The sequence below is a fragment of the Streptomyces sp. NPDC092369 genome (assembly GCF_044755245.1).
Taxonomy (GTDB): domain Bacteria; phylum Actinomycetota; class Actinomycetes; order Streptomycetales; family Streptomycetaceae; genus Streptomyces.
In genome coordinates this window covers 494,921-517,144 of sequence record NZ_JBIVQP010000006.1, presented here as the reverse complement: position 1 = coordinate 517,144, position 22,224 = coordinate 494,921, and the positions used below count along the sequence as shown (strand labels likewise).

Here is a 22,224-nt window from a genome sequence, read left to right as displayed (position 1 = left end):
GGCCGTCAATCGCGTATGGACAGCCCCTCGGAACACTCCGATCACCCCCTCCCAGGGGCTCGACGAACCGAGGAGCACACGATGAAGCTGACCGTCATCGGATCGGCAGCCGCCGCCACGGCCGAGGAGCGGGCCCTGTGCGAGCTGTACCTGGCCCACGGGCCCGCCCTGCACGCGTACGTCCTGCGGCTGTCGAACGGCGACACGCACCGCGCCGAGGACATCGTGCAGGAGACGCTGCTGCGCTGCTGGAACAAGCGCAACCTCACCGACCGCGAGGGGATGGCGGTACGGCCCTGGATGTTCCGGGTCGCCCGCAACCTGGTCATCGACGGGCACCGCACCCGGATGGCCCGCCCGCAGGAGGTCGGTGCCACCTCCTGGCTGAACGACCTGTGCGCCGAGGCCGACGACATCGATCGAGTGCTCAACTCGATCGTGTTGAAGGACGCGTTGGACGCCCTGACCCCGGTCCACAGGGAGGCCTTGCAGGAGACGTACTTCGCCGACCGCACGGTCCAGCAGGCCGCCGCCGTCCTCGGTATCCCGCAGGGCACCGTCAAGTCCCGTGTGTACTACGCCCTTCGGGCCCTGCGGCTGGCACTCCAGGAACGCGGGGTGGACGCCACGCGTCACCCCTCGGAGGCGGGCGCCCCCAGCTCCGCGAGCGCCCCGTCCGTCAGCCGGTACACGGTCCACTCGTCCTGAGGCCGGGCGCCGAGAGCCTCGTAGAAGGCGATCGACGGGGTGTTCCAGTTCAGGACGGACCACTCCAGGCGCTGGTAGCCGCGGTCGACGCAGATGCGGGCCAGTTCGCGCAGCAGGGCCTTGCCGTGGCCGGCGCCGCGGGCGGTGGGGCGGACGTAGAGGTCCTCCAGGTAGATGCCGTGGACACCGCGCCAGGTCGAGAAGTTGAGGAACCACAGGGCGAAGCCGACCGGTTCGCCGGTCGTGTCGTCGACGGCGACATGGGCGTACGCGGCGGGCCGCTCGCCGAACAGCGCCTCGCGCAGCTGCTCCTGGGTCGCCTTCGCCTCGTGCGGGACCTTCTCGTACTCGGCGAGTTCACGGACCAGGGCGTGGATGACGGGGATGTCGGCGGGGGTGGCGGTACGGATCATGTCTGAAGGCTAGAGCCTGCGTCCTGGTATCGGGACGCTCGAAATTCGTTGGACCGTCTCCGTCGTACGCCCCTACCGTGCTCCGGACCGAGTCGTCTGGGCAAGGACGTGCCGTTGTACACCGTGTGAGACCTCCCGAGCGCTGAATCGTCGCGCGTCGCGCATGTGCGCCGCGCCCCTTTTTGCTGCGGACTTCTCACAGAGACGGTGTTTCTCCGTGCTCGAAACCTGGGTGGTCATGCCCACCTGCCTCCCGCTCGTCCTCCGCCGTTGCCACGCGTGCTCGTCCGGGAGTTTCCGGACCAGCGGAAAATTCCGCGTCAACGCCCATCACAAGCTCATCGACGTCTGGCTCCTCGCGCTGTGCACCGGGTGCGGGGAGACCACGAAGCTCACGGTCCTGGAGCGGACCAATGTGCGCTCCCTGCGCCCCGGGCTGCTGGACCGGCTGCACGCCAACGACCCTGCCCTGGCAGGCGAGTTGCTCCAGGACCCGGCCGTGCTGCGGCGCAACCGCGTCGCCCTCGACTGGACCGGCGCCTGGCGTCTCGACACCGGCGGCGGAGCGGACCTCCTCGACCGTGAGGTGGTCGACGTCTCGGTCCGCTTCGCGGCGCGGATCCCGGTCCGGCCGGTGCGGCTGATCGCCGACGGGTGCGGTCTGACGCGGGCCGAGGTGGAGCGGCTGATCGAGGAAGGCGCACTCGTCTCGGCGATCCGGCTGAGCGGCAGACTCACCGGCGACTTCACCTTCACCCTCAAACGCTGAGCCCACCTCGGGTCCGGTGACCAGGGGCCTGTCCGGCGGGACTTGCCGCCGGACAGGCCCTAGCCGACCCCGCCCCCCAGCAACCGCCGCCCGATCTCCAGCTGTTCCTCCTCCAGCGGCCTTCCGTCCGCCACCTCCCACAGACAGTTCTGGAGCACCCGGCCGAGCGTCCAGGCCCGGGCCCGCTCCCGGTCCAGACCCAGTACGTCCGTCATCGCGTCGAAGCGCCAGCGGATCTCGGCCGGGTCGAAGCGGTTGTCGATGGCCGGGAGGAGGTCGAAGCCGGGGTCGCCCGCGAGCGGCTTGGGGTCGATGGCCAGCCAAGGGGCGCGGTCGGCGCCGAGGACGTTCTCGAAGTGCAGGTCCCAGTGCAGGAGCCGGTCGCCGGGGGTGTCGGACACCTCGCGCACGGCGGCCGCGCAGTCCGCGACCAGACGGCGGTCGGCGGGATCCGGAATACGGTCCAGGGTCCAGGGCGTCCGCTCCAGCATCTCCCGCGCGATGTCGCCGAGGCCACGCAGGCCGGCCGGGGCGGGCCCCGCGGTCAGGTGGGCCAGCAGCCGGGCGATGACCAGGACGGCCTCACGGGAGTCGGGCAGGTGGGACAGCATGCGGGCCGGGTCGAGGCGCTCCAGGAGCATCGTGCCGGTGGGCTCGTCGTGGTCAAGGAGCCGTACCGCCCCGTCGCCGTCCCACGCGCGCAGTGCGACCGGCTCGCCCACGCTCTCCGCGTCGAGGAGCTGCAGCTTGAGCACGGCCGGGACGCCGTCCGCCCGCACCACGGGCAGCACCAACGCCGAGACCCCGTGCATCGCACGACCGTCGAGGCGCAGCCCCCAGCGGTCCAGGAACGAGGCCGCCAGCTCCGGCAGCCCGGCCACGAAGTCCCGGCCCGCCGCCCCGTTGTACTTCTCCTGCGCCGCCGCCAGCCCGCCCGGAATGTCGATCACCCTCGCGACGATACTTGCGTGCGTGAATCGGCTCATGCGAATTGATCGGGGGCGAATCGACCGGGGGCTGAGGAGGGTGGGCGCGTACGTCCGCAGCGCGCCCGGGACGTACGCCTGGCTGGCCATCCTGTTCGTCACGACCGTCGCCATGCACCACATGTCGCCGGAGTTCGAGCAGGAGTTCCTGCGGCAGCGGTCCACCAACATCAACGAGCTGTCGGACAACCCCGTGCGGGTCCTGGTGCAGAGCGCGATGTGGATCGACGGCGGCCGCTGGCTGCCGTACGCCGTCCTCTACACCGTCTTCCACGCGCAGGCCGAGCGCTGGCTCGGCACCCTGCGGTGGCTGACGGTCTGCGTGGCCGCGCACGTGCTCGCGACACTGATCAGCGAGGGCGCGCTGCTGCGGGCGGTCAACGAGGGGATGGCCCCGCACTCGGCGCTCAACACCCTGGACATCGGCGTGAGTTACGCGCTGGCCGGGGTCGTCGCGGTGCTGACGTACCGGATCCCGGCGCCCTGGCGGTACCTGTACACGGCGGTCGTGCTCGCGGTCTACGGCTATCCGCTGACCTCCTCGCCCACCTTCACCGACCTCGGGCACTTCGTCTCCGTACTGATCGGGTTCGGGTGTTATCCGCTGACGCGGGGGCGTGGAAAAACACGGAATCCGAAGGAGACAGCGGCCCCGGTCAAGGGTTAGCGTCCGTGTATGGGCACCTCGGCGACCGATATCGTCAACGGCGGCATCTCCTTCTGGTACGCGGACGACGGCCTCCCCGCGGTGCGTCCGCCGCTCGCCGGGGACGCGAGCGCGGACGTCGTGATCGTCGGCGGCGGCTACACGGGACTGTGGACCGCGTACTACCTGAAGAAGGCGGCGCCCGGTCTCCGGATCACCGTGCTGGAGCGGAAATTCTGCGGCTACGGCGCCTCCGGGCGCAACGGCGGCTGGCTCTACAACGGCATCGCGGGCCGCGACCGGTACGCGAAACTGCACGGCCACGAGGCCGCCGTACGCCTCCAGCGGGCCATGAACGACACCGTCGACGAGGTCATCGCGGTCGCCGGGGCCGAGGGCATCGAGGCCGACCTGCACAAGGGTGGGGTCCTCGAAGTCGCCCGCACACCCGCGCAGTTGGCCCGACTGAAGGACTTCCACGCGCACGAGCTCTCGTACGGGGAACAGGACCGCGAGCTGTACGGCGCGACGGAGACGGCCGAGCGGATCACGGTCGCGGACGCCGTCGGCTCGTCCTGGACCCCGCACGGCGCCCGGCTGCACCCGGCGAAGCTCGCGAAAGGGCTCGCCGCGGTCGTCGAGGCCCTCGGCGTGACGATCCACGAGTCGACGCCGGTCACGGAGATCCGGCCGCGGCACGCGGTGACGCCGTACGGGACGGTCCGCGCGCCCTACGTCCTGCGCTGCACCGAGGGCTTCACCGCCGACCTCAAGGGTCAGCGGCGCACCTGGCTGCCGATGAACTCCTCGATGATCGCCACCGAGCCGCTCACGGACGAGCAGTGGGCGGCGCTCGGCTGGGCCGGCCGCGAGACGCTGGGCGACATGGCGCACGCCTACATGTACGCCCAGCGCACCGCCGACGGCCGCATCGCGCTCGGCGGACGCGGGGTGCCGTACCGCTTCGGATCCGGTACCGACAACGACGGCCGGACGCAGGAGGCGACGATCGAGGCGCTGCGCGACCTCCTCGTCCGCTTCTTCCCCACCCTCGCCGGAGTCCGCGTCGCGCACGCCTGGTCGGGCGTCCTCGGGGTGCCGCGCGACTGGTGCGCGACGGTGACCCTGGACCGCTCGACGGGCCTCGGCTGGGCGGGCGGTTACGTCGGTTCGGGCGTGGCCACCACCAACCTCGCGGCGCGCACGCTCCGCGACCTCGTGCGCCACGACTCCGGCGAGAGCGGCCCGACCGAGCTGACCGAACTGCCCTGGGTGAACCACCGCGTGCGCAAGTGGGAGCCGGAGCCGCTGCGCTGGCTGGGCGTGCAGGGCATGTACGCCACCTACCGGACCGCGGACCGCCGGGAGTCGGCCTCGCACAGCGCGCGGTCGTCCCGGCTGGCCCGGATCGCGGACCGGGTGTCCGGGCGCCACTGAGGAGTTGGAGACCTCCACAGACGGTTCACCACGCTCGCGGCCCTGGTCGCGCTGCTAGCCGGGCTGCTCTCACTGACGGGAGCGGCCACCGCGAGCGCCACCGACCCGGCGTGCGCGGTGCTGCCGACGGCCGGATACGACCGCTTCGCCGCGGAGATCAAGGACATCACCGGTGCCAAGGCCACGCTCGCCGTGAACGGCACCGCGCTCCCCGCCACCGCCACGGTCCGGCTGTACCAGAACGGCACGACCCTCACCGCCAGGACCGACTCGGTCTCCGCGACCGGTGTCGCGCCCGGCACGTGGAGCGTCAGCAAGGCCTCGCTGGTGCTCAAGGCGGCCCAGAAGGGCAAGAGGATCACCGTGAAGGTCGTCGCTCACCGCACCGGCCACCAGGACGGCTCGGCGGTGAGCAAGGCGACGAAGGTGGCGGCTAGTTGACCGACTCGGGCACGGGCGCTTCGGTGGGCGCCCCCTGCTTGGGCGGCTTGGCCGTGACCATCAGGCCCGCGATCAGACCGGCGAGGAGCATGATGCCGACGGCACACCAGATGGCGACCGTGTAGCCGTGCACGATGCCCTCCCTGGTGACCAGGGCGCGCTGGGCGGGGTTGTGGAGGTGGGCGGCGATGTAGGTCGTGCCGCTGGTGGTGGCGATGGTGTTGAGCAGCGCCGTACCGATCGAACCGCCCACCTGCTGCGCGGTGTTGACGGTCGCCGAGGTCACGCCCGCGTCCTGCGGGGCGACACCGGCGGTGGCCGTGGAGAACACCGGCATGAAGGTGAGGCCCATGCCCAGGCCCATCAGGATCAGTGCGGGCAGGATCTCGGTGGGGTAGTCGGACTCGACCGTCATCCGGGTGAGGATCAGCATGCCGCCGGCGGACAGGACCATGCCGGGGACCATCAGGGCGCGCGGCGCGACGCGGGGCAGCAGCCGGGCCGAGATCTGCGTGGAGCCGATGATGATGGCGACGGTCAGTGGCAGGAAGGCCAGGCCGGTCTTCACGGGCGAGTAGCCGAGGATGACCTGGAGGTAGTAGGTCATGAACAGGAACAGCCCGAACATGCCGATGACCGCGAGGCCCATGGTCAGGAAGCAGCCGGCGCGGTTGCGGTCCCTGACGATGTGCAGCGGCAGCAGGGGCGACGGCGCCCGCGTCTGCCACCACACGAACGTGACCAGGAGCGCCACCCCGCCGAAGATCAGGCCCAGCACCAACGGGTCGCTCCAGCCCCGGGGTTCGGCCTCGCTGAACCCGTAGACGATCGCGACCAGACCGCCGCAGCCCAGCAGCACACCGGGCACGTCGAGCCGGACGCCGGTGTGTCCGGGCCGGTCGTGCAGCAGCGCGAAGGCGCCGAAGACCGCGACGACGGCGATCGGCACGTTCACGTACAGGCACCAGCGCCAGTCCAGGTACTCGGTGAGCAGCCCGCCGACGATGAACCCGATCGCCGAGCCGCTGCCGGCCAGCGCTCCGTAGATGCCGAAGGCCTTGCCGCGTTCCTTGGGGTCGGTGAAGGTCGTCGTCAGCAGGGAGAGCGCGGAGGGCGCGAGGACGGCGGCGAAGACGCCCTGCAGCGCGCGGGCGCCGAAGAGCATGCCCGAGCTGGTGGCCGCGCCGCCCAGCGCGGAGGCGGCGGCGAAGCCGATGAGCCCGAAGATGAACGTCCGTTTGCGGCCCATCAGGTCGGCGATCCGGCCGCCGAGCAGGAGGAGCCCGCCGAAGGCCAGCGTGTAGGCGGTGATGACCCACTGCCGGTTGCCGTCGGACATGTGCAGATCGGTCTGGGCGGACGGGAGCGCGATGTTCACGATGGTCGCGTCGAGCACCACCATCAGCTGCGCCAGCGCGATGATCACCAAGCCCCACCAGCGGCGGGGATCGGCGTCCACGGGCGGGCCGGTCTCACCTGTCCGGGTGCCACTCATCTGGCCAGAAGACCATGAACGGGGGCCGGTCGCATCTTCGGGTGCGGACGTACGGGTCATGGCTCCAGTACCACCTTTCCGGTCGTCGCGCGCGTCTGGAGCGCGCGGTGCGCGGTGGCCGCCTCGGCGAGCGGGAACCGCTGCACGGCGGGGTTCAGCCGGCCCTCGGCCGCTTCGGCGAGGGCACGCAGTTCGAGGGTGCGTACGGGGTCGGGGCCGCCGGCCCGCCGCATCATCACGGGGCCCAGGACCTGTTCGGAGACGCCCTCCACGAGGTAGGGTCCGCCGCCCCGGATGCCTTCGGCGGACCAGCCGAAGACGAGGTGCTTGCCGCCCGGCCCAAGGAGTCCCACGGCCTCGCGCGCCACGGCCCCGCCCACCCCGTCGAAGACGACGGTGGCGGGCCGCCCGTCGAGGAAGGCGCGCACCTTCTCCGCCCACCCCGGATCCGTGTAGTCGACGGCGAGATCGGCGCCGCCCGCCTGCACGCGCGCGACCTTCCCGGCCCCGCCGGCCAGCCCCACGACGACGGCACCGGCGTGCTTGGCGTACTGCACGAGCAGGGTCCCGATCCCACCGGCGGCGGCCGGAACGACGACCACGGAGTCGCCGCCCAGCTCGACGAACTGCAGGATCCCCATCGCCGTACGCCCCGTCCCGATCATGGCGACGGCCTCGCCGTAGCCGAGGTTCGCCGGGATCTCGTGCACGCGGTCGACATCGGTGACGGCGAGCTCGGCGTACCCTCCCGGGGCGAAGCCGAGATGAGCCACCACCCGCAGGCCGAGCCACAGCCCGGCGACCCCCTCGCCGAGGGACTCGACGACCCCGGCGACCTCACGGCCGGGGATGGTGGGCAGCGCGGTCGGCCGGGGCAGTGGCCCCTGGTCGCCCTCGCGCAGGGCGGTGTCCAGCAGGTGCACTCCGGCGGCCTTCACGGCGATACGGACCTGGCCGGGGCCCGGCAGCGGATCGGCGACCTCCTCGTAGGTGAGGTTCTCGGCCGGGCCGAAGGCGTGCAGTCGGATGGCGTGCATGATGGTTCCCCCAGTCGTTCGCGAGGCCCCTGTCGGCGGGGCCACCGGTTCCTGAGCCCCCACCCTCCAACCTCAGGCTTGCTTGAGGTCAAGGGCGGCACGGCCGCGCGCGCCGAGGGCGAGCGAGACGGCGGTGAGGGCGCTGTTGAAGGAGACCTCGGACAGCACACCGGGCACCGCGACCTGGTCGCCCGCGAGATAGACGCCGTCGCCCCGGTCGACGGCCGGCCGGTCCCGCCAGCTGGTGCCGGGCAGGTCCACGGCCCCCGTACGACCGTTGGCGGTGGCCTCGCGCCGCCAGGTCACGCGCTCGCGCCAGCCCTCGAAGCCGAGGTCGAGGAGCTCTTCGGCGCGGGCGACTCCGTCGGCCCGGCGTTCGTGCGGGGCGATCGGGATCTGACCCTGGAGGAGCTGCTCGCCGGCCGGCGCGAGGGACCGGTCCCGCGCGGTGAACCGCTCGATCCAGCCGGGCGAGTCCAGGTCGGACACCGCGAAGGCGTCCCCGCGCCGGGTCCGCAGGGCGAGGTCGACCAGTGCGGTACGGCCGCTCGGCCAGGTCAGGGAGGCGTCCCCGAGCAGCCGCCGGGCCGCGTCGAGCGAGGTGGCGACGACGACCGGCCCATCGGCCGGCAGGGTGTCGACGCGCGCCAGCGTCTCCATCCGCACGCCCAGATTCCAGGCCCGCGCGGCCATCCGGTCGATGACAGCGGCCCAGCCGCCCCGCGGAGAGTGCGCCTCCGGCGGCAACCGGGTCGCCCGCCGCAACCGCTCCTGCACGAACGCGGCGGACAGCGCGCCGGGATCGTGATGGAAGAGCGCCACGGCGGAGTAGTGGGCGGCGGCCCGAGCCCCCTCCTCACCGGCGATTCCGGTGGCCCAGGTGCGGAAGTCGACGTCCACAGGCGCCTGTTGGACACCGGGCCGCAGCAGCTTGAGCATCGCGAAGGGCGGGGTCCGGCGCAGCACGCCCTGGTGCCGCAGCCGCATGCGGGCCGCCTCCAACGGCGGCACCGGCGCGAGCGGACCGATCAGATTCCGCTGCCTGAGCCAGGTCCAGTGCGGGCCGCCGCTGTAGAGCGCGTGCGGTCCGTCGTTCGTCAGATACGGCCCCTCGGCGGTCCGCGCCCGCCCGCCGAGGGTGTGATGGGCTTCGTACACGGTCACCTTGGCGCCCGCCTCGGCAGCGGTGACGGCAGCGGTCAGTCCGGCGAATCCGCCGCCGATGACGGTGATGCGGTGCATGGGTGGAACTCCCTCGGTCGGTGGCCCCGGTCCGTGCGGCCTTTCTCCCTGTACGACGGATCGGGGCCCGGAAATGTGACATGGGAGGGCGTTTGGGCTGCTCAGATCCTGGCCGGTGGTTGATCAGCGGGGATTGTCGGTGGCGGGGTGCAGGATGGGCCCATGGCAAGGAAAGCGACGAGTGCTACGGCGGTGAAGGCGGCGCGCCGCCCGGAGATCCGGCTTCCGGTGCTGGAGCCCTTCGGCGAGGGGGAGTTGGCGCCGGACGGGGACTACGACGGGCTGGAACTGCGGGAGTTGGACCTCGCCGGGCAGGACGGCGGGGGCGCCCGCTTCATGGACTGCGCGCTGACGGCGTGCGCGCTGGACGAGACGAGACTGCGTCACGCGCGCGTCCTGGACTCCGTCCTGACCGGCCTGCGGGGAGTCGGCACCGACCTGGCCGAGTCCACCTTCCGTGACGTCGAGCTGATCGACGCCCGCCTGGGCGGCACGCAGTTGCACGGCGCCGTACTGGAGCGGGTGGTGATCCGCGGCGGCAAGATCGACTATCTGAACCTGCGCACGGCGAAGCTCAAGGACGTCGTCTTCGAGTCCTGCGTCCTGGTCGAACCCGACTTCGGCGGCGCCCGCCTGGAGCGCGTGGAGTTCGTGGACTGCGCCCTGAGACAGGCGGACCTGACGGGCGCGGTCCTGAAGGACGTGGACCTCAGAGGCGCGGCGGAACTGGACATCGCCCGGGGCGTGGACCGACTGACCGGCTCGGTGATCAGCCCGGCCCAACTGGTGGATCTGGCGGTGGTGTTGGCGGGGGAGCTGGGGATCCGGGTGGAGGGGTGAGGGGGAAGCGAGGGCGAGGCGAGGAGGAGGCCCCCAGGAGCCCCGGAACTCCTGGGAATCTCGGGACCCCCAGGAGCCTCAGGCCCCCTGGGACGGCTTGGTCTCCGCCTCCACCGCCGCCTTGATCCGCTGTCCGAACGCGGGTCCGTCCTTGCGGGCGGCGGCCGCCGCGAAGCCCACCAGCAGTTTGCCGATGCCATGGCCTTCGAGGACGTTGAAGATCCGCACGCGGGTCGTGTCGGGACCGATGGACTCCAGGTCGTAGCCGCCCTCGTCCGCCGTCACCGAGTTCTTCGAGGTCTCCGCCCAGCGGATCCGGTGGGGTGCCTCGAACTCGGTGATCCGGAACGTCCGGCCCGACTTCATGCCGGCGTCCTTGACCGTACTGGTGAAGACCGTGCCCACGGCCGTCGGTCCTTCCGGGGTCTTGGCGATCGACTGGACCCGCGGGCTGAACTTGGGGTCGTTCGTGCCCTCGGCGAGGAAGGCGAAGACGTCTTCGATGGGGCGGTTGATCTCTGTTGTCGCCTCGAACTGGCCGGCCACGGTTCCTCCTGTGCTGCGTATCGCGGAAGCTCCTGCGGAGAGCGCACTGGTACCCGAGCGTGTTCAGCTTATCGGCGGTACCCCGACGGTGCCCCTCGTGCGTCAGTTCACCCGGGGAAACCTGGCCTGCAGGGCCCAGATCGCCGGGTTCTCGCCGAGATCCTCGTGCATGTCCACCAGGTCGGCGATCAGGTCCTGGAGGAAGTCCCGCGCCTCGCGCCGCAGTTCGCTGTGGGAGAAGGACAGCGGTGGCTCGTCGGCCGGCATCCAGTCCGACTCGACGTCCACCCACCCGAACCGCCGCTCGAAGAGCATGCGGTCGGTGGTCTCCGTGAAGTCCAGCTCCGCGCGCTGCGGCCGCGCGGCGCGCGATCCCGCCGGGTCCTTGTCCAGCTGTTCCACGATGTCGCACAACGCCCACGCGAAGTCGAGCACCGGTACCCATCCCCAGGCTGTGGACAGTTCCCGGTCGGCCTTGGTGTCGGCGAGATAGACGTCCCCGCAGAACAGGTCGTGCCGCAGCGTCCGGACGTCCACGCGGCGGTAGTCCGTCTGGGGCGGGTCGGGGAAGCGGTTGGAGAGGGCGTAGCCGATGTCGAGCACGTAGGCGATGGTGTCACGCCGTGCCGGTCCCTCGGCCGCCTAGGATCACTGACGTGCCCCGATCCGTCCCCATCGCCCCGGCCGCCCTGCTGCTCGCCGTCCTCCTGACCGGGTGCGGTCTCGCCGGGTGCGACGGCGGGGTCAAGGGCACACCGGGCGGCTCCGGCCTGCGGGACCCGTACTTCCCCAAGGCGGGCAACGGCGGCTACGACGTCACGCACTACGACCTGACACTCGCGTACGACCCGAACGACGGCGATCAGCGGGGCGGTCGCCTCACCGGTACGGCGACCGTCACCGCCCGCGCCACCCACGCCCTCTCGGCCTTCGACCTCGACCTCAGGGGCCTGGACGTGACGGACGTCAGCGTCGAGGGCAGGGCCGCCCGCTGGAACCGCGCAGGTCAGGAACTCACCGTCCGCCCCCGGGGCGACCTCGAAAAGGGCGAGACCTTCCGCACCACCGTCCGCTACCACGGCACCCCGCAGACGATCACCGACCCCGACGGCTCCAAGGAGGGCTGGCTCCCTACGGCCGACGGCGCACTCGCCCTCGGCGAGCCGATCGGCTCCATGACGTGGTTCCCCGGCAACCACCATCCCTCCGACAAGGCGACGTACGACATCGCGGTGACGGTCCCGAAGGGCCTGCGGGCAGTGTCCAACGGCGAGTTGACGGACGAGAGGACCACCGGACACCGCACGACCTTCACCTGGCACACCGCCGAACCCATGGCGAGCTACGTGGCCACGATCGCGGTGGGGCACTACACCGTCAGCCGCTCGACGACGTCCGACGGCCTGCCGGTGTACGTGGCCGTGGACCCGGCCCAGACGGCGGCGAGCCGCAAGGTACTGGCCCGGCTCCCCGAGATCATGGACTGGGCGCGCTACACCTTCGGTCCGTACCCCTTCTCCTCCACCGGCGCGATCGTCGATCGCCCGGACGACGCCGAGTACGCCCTGGAGACCCAGAACCGACCCGTCTTCCCCGGCGCCCCCGACACCGCCACCCTCGTCCACGAACTGGCCCACCAGTGGTACGGCGACTCCGTCACCCCGAAGACCTGGCGCGACATGTGGCTCAACGAGGGCTTCGCTACGTATGCGGAATGGCTGTGGGACGAGGACCACGACGGCGACACGGCGGACCGGACCTTCACCTCCCTCTATGCGCACGGCGAGGACGACTACGAGGACCTCTGGGCCTTCCCGCCCGCGCGCCCGAGCGCCCCCGGCCGCATCTCCGACACCCCCGTCTATCTGCGCGGCGCGATGGTCCTCCACAAGATCCGCCGAGCCGTGGGCGACGACACCTTCTACGACATCGTCCAGGGCTGGGCGGCCACCCACCGCCACGGCAACGCGGACACGGCCGACTTCACGGCGTACGTGGAGAAGCGGGCGCCGGACAAGGACTTCACCGGCATCTGGAAGGACTGGCTGTACGGCGACGGCAAGCCGGACCACGCCTGAGGCTCACGCCGGCCCTTCGCCACCCGGTTCCTCACCCGAGTCCTCACCCCACTGCTTACGCAACACCGAGCAGGGACGGGCGAGTTGGAGGTCGGCCCGATGACCGATCACCGTGTAGCCGAGTGCTTTCCAGAAGGCGAGCCCATCGGGATTGGCATCAAGCACGGCCAGCCGCACGGCGGTCCGCCCGGCCGCCCGGAAACGGTCCTCGACGAGCCCGGCCAACTGCCGCCCGTACCCCTTCCCTTGGGCCCCGGCGTCGATGAGCAGCAGCCCGATCCACGGATCGGGATCGGCCGGGTCGGGATGCCGGTCGAGCGTGATCGCAACCCCGACCAGCCGCCCCGCACTCCGCGCCAGCAGCACCTCCACGTCCGGATTCGCCAACTCGTCGGCCAACGCGACCGCGACCTGCTCGGGCCGGATGTCGTCCGGGTTCGGGAAGTCGCCGCTGAGTGCGTGGAACTCCCGGTTGGAGGCGTAGAGGGCGGCGAGCTCGGTGAGGAGAGGGGCGGGGATGTCGTGGTCGGGGGTGAGGGCGAGGGGGGTGAGCTGCATGGGGGCAACTTATCGGGAGAATTCCCGCGCGACCGGGCCGAGGCCGAACGCTTCCGGGCAGTGATCAAAGGCTTCGGCACCCCGTAACTCGGCTCGAAGCCCCTGCCATCGGCGTCTTCGCGAACGCCGGAGCCCCCGGTCCGAAAGGCGACCAGGGGGCTCCAGTTCAGCTCAGCTCAAAGCCTGCGCAGCTGAGCGGCGGCGAAGGGCGTCGGACGATCAGACGCTCACGCCGAAGTCCTGCGCGATGCCCACCAGGCCCGAGGCGTAGCCCTGGCCGACCGCGCGGAACTTCCACTCGGCGCCGTTGCGGTACAGCTCGCCGAAGACCATCGCCGTCTCCGTGGCCGCGTCCTCCGAGAGGTCGTAGCGGGCGATCTCGGCGCCGCCCGCCTGGTTGACGATGCGGATGTAGGCGTTGCGGACCTGGCCGAAGTTCTGCGAGCGGTTCTCGGCGTCGTAGATGGAGACCGGGAAGACGATCTTCTCGACGTCGGCCGGGAGGCCCGCCAGGTTGACGTTGATCGCCTCGTCGTCGCCCTCGCCCTCACCCGTGCGGTTGTCGCCGGTGTGGACGATGGTCTGGTCCGGGGTCTGCTTGTTGTTGAAGAAGACGAAGTGACCGTCCGAGTAGACCTTGCCCTGCGGGTTGACCGCGATCGCCGAGGCGTCGAGGTCGAAGTCCGTGCCGGTGGTGGTGCGGACGTCCCAGCCGAGGCCCACGGTGACGGCCGTCAGGCCCGGGGCCTCCTTGGTGAGCGAGACGTTGCCACCCTTGGACAGGCTTACAGCCATTGTTGGGAGTCCCTTCCCTCGTTACGTCGTACGGGCTTCGCACTGGGGACGAAGCTACCGTCACCCGTATGAACGCCGCGGGGGGTCCCCAAGGTTCCGCACCCCTTTACCTTTTTTACCAACCGTTCGGCGGCCCGCCCGTGAAAACGGGGTGACGTGGACCGGACAGACCCGCGACCATGGAGTCATGTCCGGTCCCTATGCCATCCGCGGCTCCGTCTCGCTCCCCGAGGCCGAGCTCATCTGGCGTTTCTCGCGCTCCTCCGGGCCCGGCGGGCAGCACGTCAACACCAGCGACTCCCAGGTGGAGCTCCGCTTCGACCTGGCCAAGACCGAGTCGCTGCCCGAGGTGTGGAAGGCGCGCGCGCTGGAGCGGCTGGCCGGGCGGCTCGTCGACGGGGTGATCAGCGTCCGTTCCTCCGAGCACCGGTCCCAGTGGCGCAACCGCGAGACCGCCGCCGTACGGCTGGCCGCGCTGCTCGCCGAGGCCACCGCGCCACCGCCCAAGCCGCGCCGGGCGACCCGTATCCCGCGCGGGATCAACGAACGCCGGCTGCGCGAGAAGAAGCAGCGCTCCGACACCAAGCGCGGGCGACAGGGGAAGGGCTGGGGCTGACGGCCCCGGCACACCCCCCCGATCCTTGGCCCCGGCACACCCCCCGACCCTTGGCCCCGGCCCACCCCTGTGCAGGCGCCGCCCGTCACATCACCCCTCCGTCCTCCGTCATGTCGTCGACGGCGGATACCGGACGACGGGCAAGGGGCTGTGGCCATGGACGCGAACGAAACAGAATTCCTCGCCCTGCGATTCGAATCACACCGAAGTCACCTCCGTGCCGTCGCCCACCGCATGCTCGGCTCGCTGGCGGAGGCCGACGACGCGGTGCAGGAGGCGTGGTTCCGGCTCGGGCGTACCGACACCCGGCAGGTGGAGAACCTCGGGGGCTGGCTGACGACCGTGGTCGGCAGGGTCTGCCTGGACATACTGCGCTCGCGCAGGTCCCGCGCGGAGGAGCCGTTGGAGGCCCACGCGCGCGTGCCGGCGGCGGCCGGCGCCGATCCCGAGCAGGACACGCTGCTCGCCGACTCGGTGGGGGTCGCGCTGCTCGTCGTACTGGAGACGCTGTCCCCGCCCGAGCGGCTCGCGTTCGTGCTGCACGACCTGTTCGGGGTGTCCTACGAGGAGGTGGGGACCATCGTGGGGCGCTCCCCGGTGGCCGCGCGGCAGCTGGCCAGCCGGGCTCGGCGCCGGGTGCGGGGCGCCGAGGCGCCCGGCGCGGAACGGGACCGCCAGGCCCGGCAGTGGCAGGTCGTGGACGCGTTCCTGGCGGCCACGCGGGACGGCGACTTCGCGGCCCTTGTCGAACTGCTGGACCCGGACGTCATCGCCCGCGCCGACACCGGCGTCACCTCGGGCGCGGCGGCGGTGGCCAAGGGCGCGACGGCCTACGGACGCCACGCGCGCGTGACGCGACCGGCGCTGGTCGACGGTCTGCCGGGCATCGCCGCGTTCGTCGACGACCGCGTGGAACGCGCGCTGACCTTCACCTTCGTACGCGACCGGATCGCCGTGATCGACATCGTGACCGCCCCCGACCTGGTCGCCCGCCTCGACGTCAGGCTCCGCTAGCCCGTAACCCCACTAACCGAGGTCCAGCACGCCCACCGTCTCGCCCTCGGAGAGCTCCCCGTTGGGGCGGAAGCCGAGGCGGAGGTAGAAGTTCTCGGGGCCGTGCTCGCCGGGGTGCCAGGTGACGTACAGCTCCTTGCCGCCCCGGCGGCGGATCTCGGCGGCGACGGACTCCACCGCGAACCGGCCGTATCCGCGGCCCTGTTCGTCGGCGGCGATGTTCAGGCGCCACAGGCCGGAGCGGAAGAGGCTGCCGTCGGTGTGCCAGTCGATGTCGAAGAAGGCCATGAGGAAGCCGACCGGACGCTCGCCGTCGACGATCAGCCGCGGCCAGGCGACCCCGGCGGGATGGACGTACGCCTCGGCGAGCGACTGCATGACCGGCGAGACGGCGAACTCCTGCTCCGGGCGGACCCGGATGCCGGTCGCGGCCTCGAAGGTGCGCGGGGTGATCTCTTCGAGGTGCAGCCATGGTGCCGTCGTCGCCATGCGCGCACCCTAGGCGGGCACCACGCGCGCGTGCCACGGAATTTCACCCGCCCATGGCTCCCGCGCGAGGCTCAGCCCAACTGCCGGTACCGGCCCCGGAAGTACGCCAGCGGGCCCCCGTCCGCGCTCGGCACGGACGCCGTCAGGACGTGGCCGATCACCAGGGTGTGGTCGCCGGAGGTGATCCGTTGTTCCGTGCTGCATTCCAGGGTGGCCAGGGCGCCGCCCACCAGGGGCGCGCCGGTGGCCTTGCCGCGGACGTAGGGGATGTCCTCGAAGAGCAGGCGGTCGCTGATGCGGCCCTTCATGGCGAACCGGCCGGCGATGTGGCGCTGGCTCTCGGACAGGACCGAGACCGCCCACAGCGGCTGCTCGGCGAGCAGGTCGTCCATGCGGGAGCCCTCGCGCACGCTGACCAGGACCAGGGGCGGGTCCAGGGACACCGAGAGGAACGCGGTGGCCGTCATGCCGACGTCCTCGCCGGGCGGCGCCGACGGGTCGTCGGGGTCCAGCGAGGGCTCCTGTGCGGTCACCAGCACCACGCCCGCGGTCAGCCGGGACATGGCGGCGCGGAACTCGTCATTGCTCACGCCCTCAGGATGCCGGGCGACGGGCAGGGGGAGCGGCGGGGAGGTGGCGGCGGGAGTGTTCGGCACGTACGGAACGCTAATGTCCTCCCTGCGCGCCGGCATCGGGCCGCGGTCCGAGGTAGGTCCTAGGACCAATGACGGACCGATGACGGACCAGCGGCGGATGAGTGGCAGAGGCCCTCGCATACGTACAAAGATTGCGTTCAGCGAACGCACAGCGAAAACGCAGAAACTCCACACAATTGTTCATGTTTAGCTGTGACTTGAGTCACAAGGGGTACTAATTGTTGACCCTGTGTACCGAGTGGGCAGCGCGCTGTGATTCAGTGGCGGGGAAAGCTGCCAGAACGATACGCCGATGAGCACCCTTGATTCGCGCCGAGGACTCGGGGGGAGGGCGATCATGGAAACCGAGTCGGAGCCCTACGTCCGCCTCGCGTCCCTGCGACAACTGCACCAGGTCATGGCGGACATGAACACCGCGCGCAGCCTGGCCGACACACTCCAGACCGTGGCCGACGGCGTCGTCAACGGCCTCGGCTACGAGCTCGCGTGCGTCAACCTGGTCCGCCCCGACGGCGACCTGGTGGTCGCCGCCTTCGCGGGCAATCCCGCGGCCGAGGCGCTGATCACCGGCCGCGTCGGCTCGCGCGACTCCTGGGATCGCCGGCTCGGTATGGGTGAGCACTGGGGCGACCTGGTCTTCATCCCGCACACCGAGGGCTGGATCCTCGACGACGACGACGTACCGCAGTGGTACACGGACGGGCCCGCGCCCCGCTTCGAGGACGAGTGGCACCCCTCCGACCGGCTCTTCGCGCCCTTGTTCACGCCGGGCGTGAACGGCGGCGCGTGCGGTGAACTGATCGGCGTGCTCTCCGTGGACCGCCCGCGCAACGGCCGGCGGCCGGGCGCCTGGGGTCGCGAAGCGCTTCAGATGTACGCGTTTCAGGCCGCGATAGCGATCAGCAACGCGCGACTTCGCGCCAATATGCAGCGCGCCCTGGTCAGGCTCGAAAGGGAGCAGCAGGCGCTTCGGGCCAGCGAGGAGAGCTTCCGGCAGGCCTTCGAGTACGCCCCCTCGGGCATGGCCATCGCCGAGATGGGCGGCGACCAGCACGGCCGAATACTGCGCACCAACGACGCCCTGTGCCGCCTCCTCGGCCGCCCCGCCTCCGCGATGCGCCGCTACGCCTTCTCCGACCTGGTCCACCCCGAGGACATCGGCACGCTGCTGAGAACCTCCGCCGAGGGTGGCCGCGCCGAGCTGAGACTCGGCCGCCGCGACGGCACCTACGTCTGGGTCAGCCTGCGCAACTCGGTCGTCGCGGACGCCGCCGACGGGCCGCGCTTCCTGCTCACCCACGTCGAGGAGATAGAGGAGCGCAAGCGCCGCGAGCTGCAGCTCGCCCACCGCGCCTCCCACGACTCCCTCACCGGCCTGCCGAACTCGGCCGAGCTGCGCTCCCGCCTCTCCAGCCGCCTCTGTCAGCGCGCCACGACGCCCGGTGCCCTGGAGACCCTGGACGCGGCGGCTTACGGACACCAGGCCTACGACGCCAACGGCCACGGGTTCGACTACCGGCCCGGTGGCGGCCTCGAAGTCATCGGCGGCTCCGGCGCACTGGACAGCTTCGGCGGGCTCGACGGATTCGACCACCATGTGCACACCGTCGCCCCCGAGGGCGAGCGCGACGACGGCAGCAAGGGGCTCGCGGTCCTCTTCTGCGACCTCGACGGCTTCAAGTCGATCAACGACCGGTTCGGGCACAACTCGGGTGACGCGGTTCTCATCGAGGTCGCCCGGCGGCTGTCGCGGGGCGTGCGCGACGGGGACACCGTGGCCCGCCTCGGCGGTGACGAGTTCGTCGTCCTCGCCGACGGCCTCGGCCGCGCCGACGCCCAGGACCTGGCCGTACGGCTGCGCAACGAGATCATCCAGCCCATCCGCGTCGACGGCCGCGCCATGCGCGTGGGCGCCAGCTTCGGCATCGGGTGGGCGCACTGCGGGATGACCGCGGACGAGGTGTTGAAGTCCGCTGACGAGCGGATGTACGTAGAGAAACGATCTCGTCCCAAACAGCACAGACGGGCCGGATGATCTCCAGGTCAGGGGCCAGGTCCGCCGGTCGATGCGATCCGAGTCACCCGTTTGGGTCATCGGGAGCGGGTAGGCTCGCCATTCTGACTCCACGTATCGCATCCGACCCGCACCGCTGAGGAGTACCTAGGGATGACGTCCGGCAACAACGGCGCCAGTACGCCCGAGGACGACGACCCGTTCGGCTACCTCTACGCCGACGGACAGGCCAAGGGAGCCCAACCGCCCTCCGGCGGTGGCTACGGCTACCCGAACTCGGTCAACCGGCAGCGGGCCGTCGGTCAGCGGCAGTACGGCGGCCAGCAGCAGGCCCCGGCCGCCGCGACCGCCCCGTACGCCCAGGTCCCGCAGCAGCCGGGCACCTACAACCAGCCGAACTCGCACTACGCGGCACCGGAGACCTTCCCGGGCGGCGCCCCCACCAGCCCGCAGCAGTCCTTCCGCAGTGACGGCGGCGGCGGCCGGGGCCGCGGTCCCAACACCAAGGGCCTGCTGATCGGCGCGATCGCGGTGGTCGCCGCGGTCGTCATCGGCATCGGCATCGCGATGCTGAACGGCGACTCCTCGGACGACAAGGCGGGCGGCAGCTCCAGCGTCGCGCCCTCCACGTCCGCCAGCACCGAGCCCAGCAAGTCGGCCGACAGCAACGCGTCGCCCGCGGCCCTGCCGACCATCGACGCGAAGGCGCTGAACCTCGGCACCGGCGTCTCGACGGCCTCGGACGTCAAGGGCGCGAGCTCCGACGGCGGGGTCTACGTCACGGGCCTCAACCAGCCCGGCGCCTCGGTCACCTGGACGGTCAACGGCATCCCCGAGGACGGCGTGTACACGGTCTTCGCGACCTACAGCACCGCCGACGAGGACCAGGAGATGACGCTCACCGTCAACGGCAAGACCTTCGGCTCCAAGTTCAACTTCGGCAACTTCGCGCACGCCAAGGACGGCGACTTCTCGAAGGGCTGGACGAAGACCTACGCCTGGCCGAGCCTGAACAAGGGCACGAACACGATCTCGATCTCCTGCCAGGACGGCGACAAGTGCAACGTCCTGCTGGACCAGCTGTCGCTGAAGGCGGGCCAGGTCAAGAACTGACCGTGGTGCCCAGCGCCCTGAAGGGGCGCGGGGAACTGTGCGACCAGCCACGACGGTGCCGCAGGCGAGCGACGGCATGTCGCGGCCCTTCCGGCGGCGCGCCTACGCCGCGGTGACATCCGAGGTCACCGCCACCCGCCCCAGCAACTTCTCGTAGGCCGCCCGGTCGAACTCCCCCGCCACCGGCGCCAGTACGGTCGCCGCCGACAGCGCTATCGCTCGGGTCAGGCGGTCCGGCCAGGGGAGTTGGTCGACCAGGCCCGACAGCAGGCCCGCGACCGCCGAGTCGCCGGCGCCGGTCGGGTTGCCGTGGACCCGGGCCGGTGGGGTGGCTCGCCAGCGGCCCTCCGGGGTGGCCGCAAGCAGGCCCTGGGGGCCGAGTGAGGCGACGACGGTTCCGGCGCCCCGTCTGCGGGCGTCCTGCGTGGCGCGCAACGGCTCGTGGGAGCCGGTGAGTTCGGCCAGTTCCTCGGCGTTCGGCTTGACGATGTCGGGGCGGGCGGCGACCCCGCGACGCAGCGCCTCCCCGCTCGTGTCGAGGAGGACCGGGACTCCGGCCGCCCGCGCGGTCCGCACCAGTCCGGCGTACGCCCCCACCGGGACTCCCGGTGGCAGGCTGCCGCACAGCGCCACCGCCGACGCCGAGGCGAGCAGATCCTCGTAGGCCTCCTGGAAGGCCGACCACTCGGCCGAAGTGACCGTCGGGCCGGGCTCGTTGAGCTGGGTGGTGTCGCCGGTCTGCCGGTCCACCACGGCGATCGTGCGCCGGGTCGCTCCGGTCACCGGCACGAGCGCGTCCACGATTCCCGCGGTGGCCGTGAGGTGCTCCTGCACGACCCGTCCGGTCGCGCCGCCCGTGAAGCCCGTGACCGTCACCTCGTGGCCGAGGGCCGCCAGCACGCGGGCCACGTTCACGCCCTTGCCGCCCGGCCGTTCGGTCACCTCGGTGACCCGGTGGGAGGCGTGCGGGCGCAGAACCGGTACGTGGTACGTGATGTCGAGTGCGGTGTTCAGCGTGACCGTCAGGATCACCTGGGCCGACCTCCCCCCGGTGAGGCGCATATTGGACAGCGGCCGCCCCAGTGTTCCAGGACGGCCGCCACCTCAACAGCGGGACAGATCAGCCCAGTTGGGGATCGACCACCCATTCGCCGCGCCGCATGACGCCCTTGAGGTCGAAATGACGGTCGAGAAGGACCAGGTCGGCGTACTTGCCGGGCTCCAGGGAGCCGATCTCGCCGTAAGCCCCCAGCAGCCGGGCCGGGTTGGCGGAGAGCGCGGCGACCGCGTCCTCGACGGGCAGCCGGTCGATCGTCACCGCCCGCTTGAACGCGCGGTCCAGCGTGAGCGTCGACCCCGCGATCGAACCGCCCTCCACCAGCCGCGCCACACCCTCGCTGACTTCGACCTCCAACGGGCCGAGCATGTAACGGCCGTCGCCGAAGCCCGCCGCGTCCATGGCGTCCGTGATGAACGCCACCCGGTCCGCGCCCGCGTGATGGAACGCCAACTCCAGTGAGGCCGGGTGGAGATGTGTGCCGTCGTTGATCAACTCGACGGTGATACGGGGGTCTTCGAGGAGCGCGACGATCGGACCCGGGTCGCGGTGACCGAGCGGCGGCATCGCGTTGAACAGGTGCGTGGCCACGGTCGCGCCCGCGTCGATCGCCTCCACCGTCTGCTCGTACGTCGCGTCCGTGTGGCCGATCGCCGCGATGACGCCGTGTTCGGCGAGCAGGCGTACGGAGTCGAGTCCGCCGGGCAGTTCGGTGGCGAGCGTGACCATCCTTGCCCGGCCGCGCGCCGCGTCGACCAGCTTGCGCACGTCCGCCGGGTCCGGGTCGCGCAGGAGTTCCTCGGAGTGGGCGCCCTTGCGGCAGGGGGAGATGAACGGGCCCTCGAAGTGGATCCCGGCGATATCGCCCTGCTCGGCCAACTCCGAGAGGATTCCGGCGCGTTGGGCGAGGAAGTCCATGTCGCCTGTGACGGTGGAGGCGACCAGGGTCGTCGTGCCGTGCAGGCGGTGGGTGTGGATGCCCTTGAGGACGTCGTCCACTGTGCCGGAGGTGAAACTGGCGCCGCCGCCGCCGTGGTTGTGGATGTCGACGAATCCCGGGACCAGCCAGTGGCCGGTGACGTCGATGACCTGGGCGTTCTCCGGGGCGGCTCCGGCGATCCGGGTGCCGTCGATGATCACTCGGCCGGCTTTGACCGTTCCGGTGGGGAGGACCACGTCGGCGCCGGACAGGATCTGCGGCGCATTGCCGGACGCGGGCCTCGCGTCGAGGGTGGCTGGTCGCGCCCCGCGACGGAGTCGCATATCGACGCTGT

Annotated in this window: 24 protein-coding genes; 11 read left to right on the top strand and 13 right to left on the bottom strand. The window is 71.3% G+C overall.

The genetic code is table 11. The features are described from left to right. Positions 1-81: 81 nt before the first annotated feature. Positions 82-708 (top strand): sigma-70 family RNA polymerase sigma factor, encoded by a 627-nt coding sequence (locus ACIQI8_RS34275; RefSeq protein ID WP_402359257.1) that lies wholly within the window; start codon positions 82-84, stop codon positions 706-708. Here the strand turns inward: ACIQI8_RS34275 and ACIQI8_RS34270 are convergent. Then, positions 633-1,121 (bottom strand): GNAT family N-acetyltransferase, encoded by a 489-nt coding sequence (locus ACIQI8_RS34270; RefSeq protein WP_402359254.1) that lies wholly within the window; start codon positions 1,119-1,121, stop codon positions 633-635. The two genes, ACIQI8_RS34275 and ACIQI8_RS34270, sit on opposite strands and share 76 nt — an antisense overlap. 217 nt (positions 1,122-1,338) lie before the next feature. On the opposite strand from ACIQI8_RS34270, the gene ACIQI8_RS34265 reads away from it, so the two are divergent. Continuing rightward, positions 1,339-1,890 carry a DUF1062 domain-containing protein gene (locus tag ACIQI8_RS34265; protein WP_402359251.1) on the top strand — a complete coding sequence of 184 codons (552 nt, stop codon included), beginning with the start codon at positions 1,339-1,341 and terminating at the stop codon, positions 1,888-1,890. Positions 1,891-1,949: 59 nt separating this feature from the next. Here the strand turns inward: ACIQI8_RS34265 and ACIQI8_RS34260 are convergent, their stop codons facing one another. Next, a complete protein-coding gene (locus ACIQI8_RS34260; protein ID WP_402359248.1) occupies positions 1,950-2,876 on the bottom strand; it encodes an aminoglycoside phosphotransferase family protein in 927 nt (308 codons plus the stop codon). On the opposite strand from ACIQI8_RS34260, the gene ACIQI8_RS34255 reads away from it, so the two are divergent. The 3 genes from ACIQI8_RS34255 to ACIQI8_RS34245 all read left to right on the top strand — a co-directional run bounded on the left by ACIQI8_RS34255 (position 2,875) and on the right by ACIQI8_RS34245 (position 5,400). Next, on the top strand, positions 2,875-3,543 hold the full coding sequence (locus ACIQI8_RS34255; protein ID WP_402359245.1) for a rhomboid-like protein: 669 nt from the start codon (positions 2,875-2,877) through the stop codon (positions 3,541-3,543). The genes ACIQI8_RS34260 and ACIQI8_RS34255 overlap by 2 nt on opposite strands. A gap of 9 nt (positions 3,544-3,552) precedes the next feature. Next, positions 3,553-4,959, top strand: coding sequence for an NAD(P)/FAD-dependent oxidoreductase (locus ACIQI8_RS34250; RefSeq protein WP_402359242.1), 1,407 nt, complete (start codon positions 3,553-3,555; stop codon positions 4,957-4,959). A gap of 117 nt (positions 4,960-5,076) precedes the next feature. Further along, complete coding sequence (locus ACIQI8_RS34245; RefSeq protein ID WP_402359239.1) at positions 5,077-5,400, top strand: hypothetical protein; 324 nt, start codon at positions 5,077-5,079, stop codon at positions 5,398-5,400. Here ACIQI8_RS34245 and ACIQI8_RS34240 read toward each other — a convergent pair. The 3 genes from ACIQI8_RS34240 to ACIQI8_RS34230 form a co-directional block, all read right to left on the bottom strand. Continuing rightward, a complete protein-coding gene (locus tag ACIQI8_RS34240; RefSeq protein ID WP_402359236.1) occupies positions 5,393-6,895 on the bottom strand; it encodes an MFS transporter in 1,503 nt (500 codons plus the stop codon). The two genes, ACIQI8_RS34245 and ACIQI8_RS34240, sit on opposite strands and share 8 nt — an antisense overlap. Positions 6,896-6,951: 56 nt before the next feature. After that, a complete protein-coding gene (locus ACIQI8_RS34235; protein ID WP_402359232.1) occupies positions 6,952-7,932 on the bottom strand; it encodes a zinc-binding dehydrogenase in 981 nt (326 codons plus the stop codon). A gap of 72 nt (positions 7,933-8,004) precedes the next feature. Next, positions 8,005-9,174, bottom strand: coding sequence for an NAD(P)-binding protein (locus ACIQI8_RS34230; protein WP_402359229.1), 1,170 nt, complete (start codon positions 9,172-9,174; stop codon positions 8,005-8,007). 162 nt (positions 9,175-9,336) lie between these two features. Between ACIQI8_RS34230 and ACIQI8_RS34225 the strand changes: the two genes are divergently transcribed. Further along, positions 9,337-10,014 carry a pentapeptide repeat-containing protein gene (locus ACIQI8_RS34225; RefSeq protein WP_402359226.1) on the top strand — a complete coding sequence of 226 codons (678 nt, stop codon included), beginning with the start codon at positions 9,337-9,339 and terminating at the stop codon, positions 10,012-10,014. Between the two features lie 78 nt (positions 10,015-10,092). On the opposite strand, the gene ACIQI8_RS34220 is transcribed toward ACIQI8_RS34225, so the two are convergent. Together ACIQI8_RS34220 and ACIQI8_RS34215 are read right to left on the bottom strand one after the other, a co-directional pair. Next, positions 10,093-10,560, bottom strand: coding sequence for an SRPBCC family protein (locus ACIQI8_RS34220; RefSeq protein ID WP_402359223.1), 468 nt, complete (start codon positions 10,558-10,560; stop codon positions 10,093-10,095). 102 nt (positions 10,561-10,662) lie between these two features. Further along, positions 10,663-11,163 (bottom strand): hypothetical protein, encoded by a 501-nt coding sequence (locus tag ACIQI8_RS34215; protein WP_402359220.1) that lies wholly within the window; start codon positions 11,161-11,163, stop codon positions 10,663-10,665. Between the two features lie 53 nt (positions 11,164-11,216). On the opposite strand from ACIQI8_RS34215, the gene ACIQI8_RS34210 reads away from it, so the two are divergent. Further along, entirely contained in the window at positions 11,217-12,638 is a 1,422-nt protein-coding gene (locus ACIQI8_RS34210) for a M1 family metallopeptidase (protein ID WP_402359217.1), read from the top strand. Between the two features lie 3 nt (positions 12,639-12,641). Here the strand turns inward: ACIQI8_RS34210 and ACIQI8_RS34205 are convergent, their stop codons facing one another. Then, positions 12,642-13,196, bottom strand: a complete 555-nt coding sequence (locus ACIQI8_RS34205) for a GNAT family N-acetyltransferase (protein WP_402359214.1) — start codon at positions 13,194-13,196, stop codon at positions 12,642-12,644. A 219-nt stretch (positions 13,197-13,415) separates the two neighbouring features. After that, the gene (locus tag ACIQI8_RS34200; protein ID WP_123996707.1) at positions 13,416-13,991 is read right to left on the bottom strand and encodes a TerD family protein; all 576 of its coding nucleotides are present in this window, start codon (positions 13,989-13,991) and stop codon (positions 13,416-13,418) included. Positions 13,992-14,178: 187 nt separating this feature from the next. On the opposite strand from ACIQI8_RS34200, the gene arfB reads away from it, so the two are divergent. Further along, positions 14,179-14,607: an alternative ribosome rescue aminoacyl-tRNA hydrolase ArfB gene (arfB, locus tag ACIQI8_RS34195; protein WP_402359210.1), complete on the top strand. Its 429-nt coding sequence runs from the start codon at positions 14,179-14,181 to the stop codon at positions 14,605-14,607. 156 nt (positions 14,608-14,763) lie between these two features. Then, positions 14,764-15,621 carry a sigma-70 family RNA polymerase sigma factor gene (locus ACIQI8_RS34190; protein ID WP_402359207.1) on the top strand — a complete coding sequence of 286 codons (858 nt, stop codon included), beginning with the start codon at positions 14,764-14,766 and terminating at the stop codon, positions 15,619-15,621. Positions 15,622-15,633: 12 nt separating this feature from the next. On the opposite strand, the gene ACIQI8_RS34185 is transcribed toward ACIQI8_RS34190, so the two are convergent. Both ACIQI8_RS34185 and ACIQI8_RS34180 read right to left on the bottom strand, forming a co-directional pair. Continuing rightward, positions 15,634-16,110 carry a GNAT family N-acetyltransferase gene (locus ACIQI8_RS34185; protein ID WP_402359204.1) on the bottom strand — a complete coding sequence of 159 codons (477 nt, stop codon included), beginning with the start codon at positions 16,108-16,110 and terminating at the stop codon, positions 15,634-15,636. 71 nt (positions 16,111-16,181) lie between these two features. Further along, on the bottom strand, positions 16,182-16,766 hold the full coding sequence (locus ACIQI8_RS34180; protein WP_402359201.1) for a flavin reductase family protein: 585 nt from the start codon (positions 16,764-16,766) through the stop codon (positions 16,182-16,184). 337 nt (positions 16,767-17,103) lie between these two features. On the opposite strand from ACIQI8_RS34180, the gene cdgB reads away from it, so the two are divergent. Both cdgB and ACIQI8_RS34170 read left to right on the top strand, forming a co-directional pair. Further along, entirely contained in the window at positions 17,104-18,801 is a 1,698-nt protein-coding gene (gene cdgB / locus ACIQI8_RS34175; protein WP_402359198.1) for a diguanylate cyclase CdgB, read from the top strand. A gap of 132 nt (positions 18,802-18,933) precedes the next feature. Further along, entirely contained in the window at positions 18,934-19,893 is a 960-nt protein-coding gene (locus tag ACIQI8_RS34170; protein WP_402359193.1) for a carbohydrate-binding protein, read from the top strand. A 102-nt stretch (positions 19,894-19,995) separates the two neighbouring features. On the opposite strand, the gene ACIQI8_RS34165 is transcribed toward ACIQI8_RS34170, so the two are convergent. After that, positions 19,996-20,925 (bottom strand): 1-phosphofructokinase family hexose kinase, encoded by a 930-nt coding sequence (locus ACIQI8_RS34165; protein ID WP_402359190.1) that lies wholly within the window; start codon positions 20,923-20,925, stop codon positions 19,996-19,998. An 88-nt stretch (positions 20,926-21,013) separates the two neighbouring features. Next, positions 21,014-22,213 carry an N-acetylglucosamine-6-phosphate deacetylase gene (gene nagA, locus ACIQI8_RS34160; protein WP_402359187.1) on the bottom strand — a complete coding sequence of 400 codons (1,200 nt, stop codon included), beginning with the start codon at positions 22,211-22,213 and terminating at the stop codon, positions 21,014-21,016. Between the last annotated feature and the right edge of the window lie 11 nt (positions 22,214-22,224).

What these genes read in the sequence shown, in the direction of transcription:
- ACIQI8_RS34275 (WP_402359257.1), top strand. Translation starts at nt 82, where the DNA reads ATGAAGCTGACCGTCATCGGATCGGCAGCCGCCGCCACGGCCGAGGAG.
- ACIQI8_RS34270 (WP_402359254.1), bottom strand. Translation starts at nt 1,121, where the DNA reads ATGATCCGTACCGCCACCCCCGCCGACATCCCCGTCATCCACGCCCTG.
- ACIQI8_RS34255 (WP_402359245.1), top strand. Translation starts at nt 2,875, where the DNA reads ATGCGAATTGATCGGGGGCGAATCGACCGGGGGCTGAGGAGGGTGGGC.
- ACIQI8_RS34260 (WP_402359248.1), bottom strand. Translation starts at nt 2,876, where the DNA reads ATGAGCCGATTCACGCACGCAAGTATCGTCGCGAGGGTGATCGACATT.
- ACIQI8_RS34250 (WP_402359242.1), top strand. Translation starts at nt 3,553, where the DNA reads ATGGGCACCTCGGCGACCGATATCGTCAACGGCGGCATCTCCTTCTGG.
- ACIQI8_RS34240 (WP_402359236.1), bottom strand. Translation starts at nt 6,895, where the DNA reads ATGAGTGGCACCCGGACAGGTGAGACCGGCCCGCCCGTGGACGCCGAT.
- ACIQI8_RS34235 (WP_402359232.1), bottom strand. Translation starts at nt 7,932, where the DNA reads ATGCACGCCATCCGACTGCACGCCTTCGGCCCGGCCGAGAACCTCACC.
- ACIQI8_RS34230 (WP_402359229.1), bottom strand. Translation starts at nt 9,174, where the DNA reads ATGCACCGCATCACCGTCATCGGCGGCGGATTCGCCGGACTGACCGCT.
- ACIQI8_RS34225 (WP_402359226.1), top strand. Translation starts at nt 9,337, where the DNA reads ATGGCAAGGAAAGCGACGAGTGCTACGGCGGTGAAGGCGGCGCGCCGC.
- ACIQI8_RS34205 (WP_402359214.1), bottom strand. Translation starts at nt 13,196, where the DNA reads ATGCAGCTCACCCCCCTCGCCCTCACCCCCGACCACGACATCCCCGCC.
- ACIQI8_RS34200 (WP_123996707.1), bottom strand. Translation starts at nt 13,991, where the DNA reads ATGGCTGTAAGCCTGTCCAAGGGTGGCAACGTCTCGCTCACCAAGGAG.
- arfB (WP_402359210.1), top strand. Translation starts at nt 14,179, where the DNA reads ATGTCCGGTCCCTATGCCATCCGCGGCTCCGTCTCGCTCCCCGAGGCC.
- ACIQI8_RS34190 (WP_402359207.1), top strand. Translation starts at nt 14,764, where the DNA reads ATGGACGCGAACGAAACAGAATTCCTCGCCCTGCGATTCGAATCACAC.
- ACIQI8_RS34185 (WP_402359204.1), bottom strand. Translation starts at nt 16,110, where the DNA reads ATGGCGACGACGGCACCATGGCTGCACCTCGAAGAGATCACCCCGCGC.
- cdgB (WP_402359198.1), top strand. Translation starts at nt 17,104, where the DNA reads ATGGAAACCGAGTCGGAGCCCTACGTCCGCCTCGCGTCCCTGCGACAA.
- ACIQI8_RS34170 (WP_402359193.1), top strand. Translation starts at nt 18,934, where the DNA reads ATGACGTCCGGCAACAACGGCGCCAGTACGCCCGAGGACGACGACCCG.
- nagA (WP_402359187.1), bottom strand. Translation starts at nt 22,213, where the DNA reads ATGCGACTCCGTCGCGGGGCGCGACCAGCCACCCTCGACGCGAGGCCC.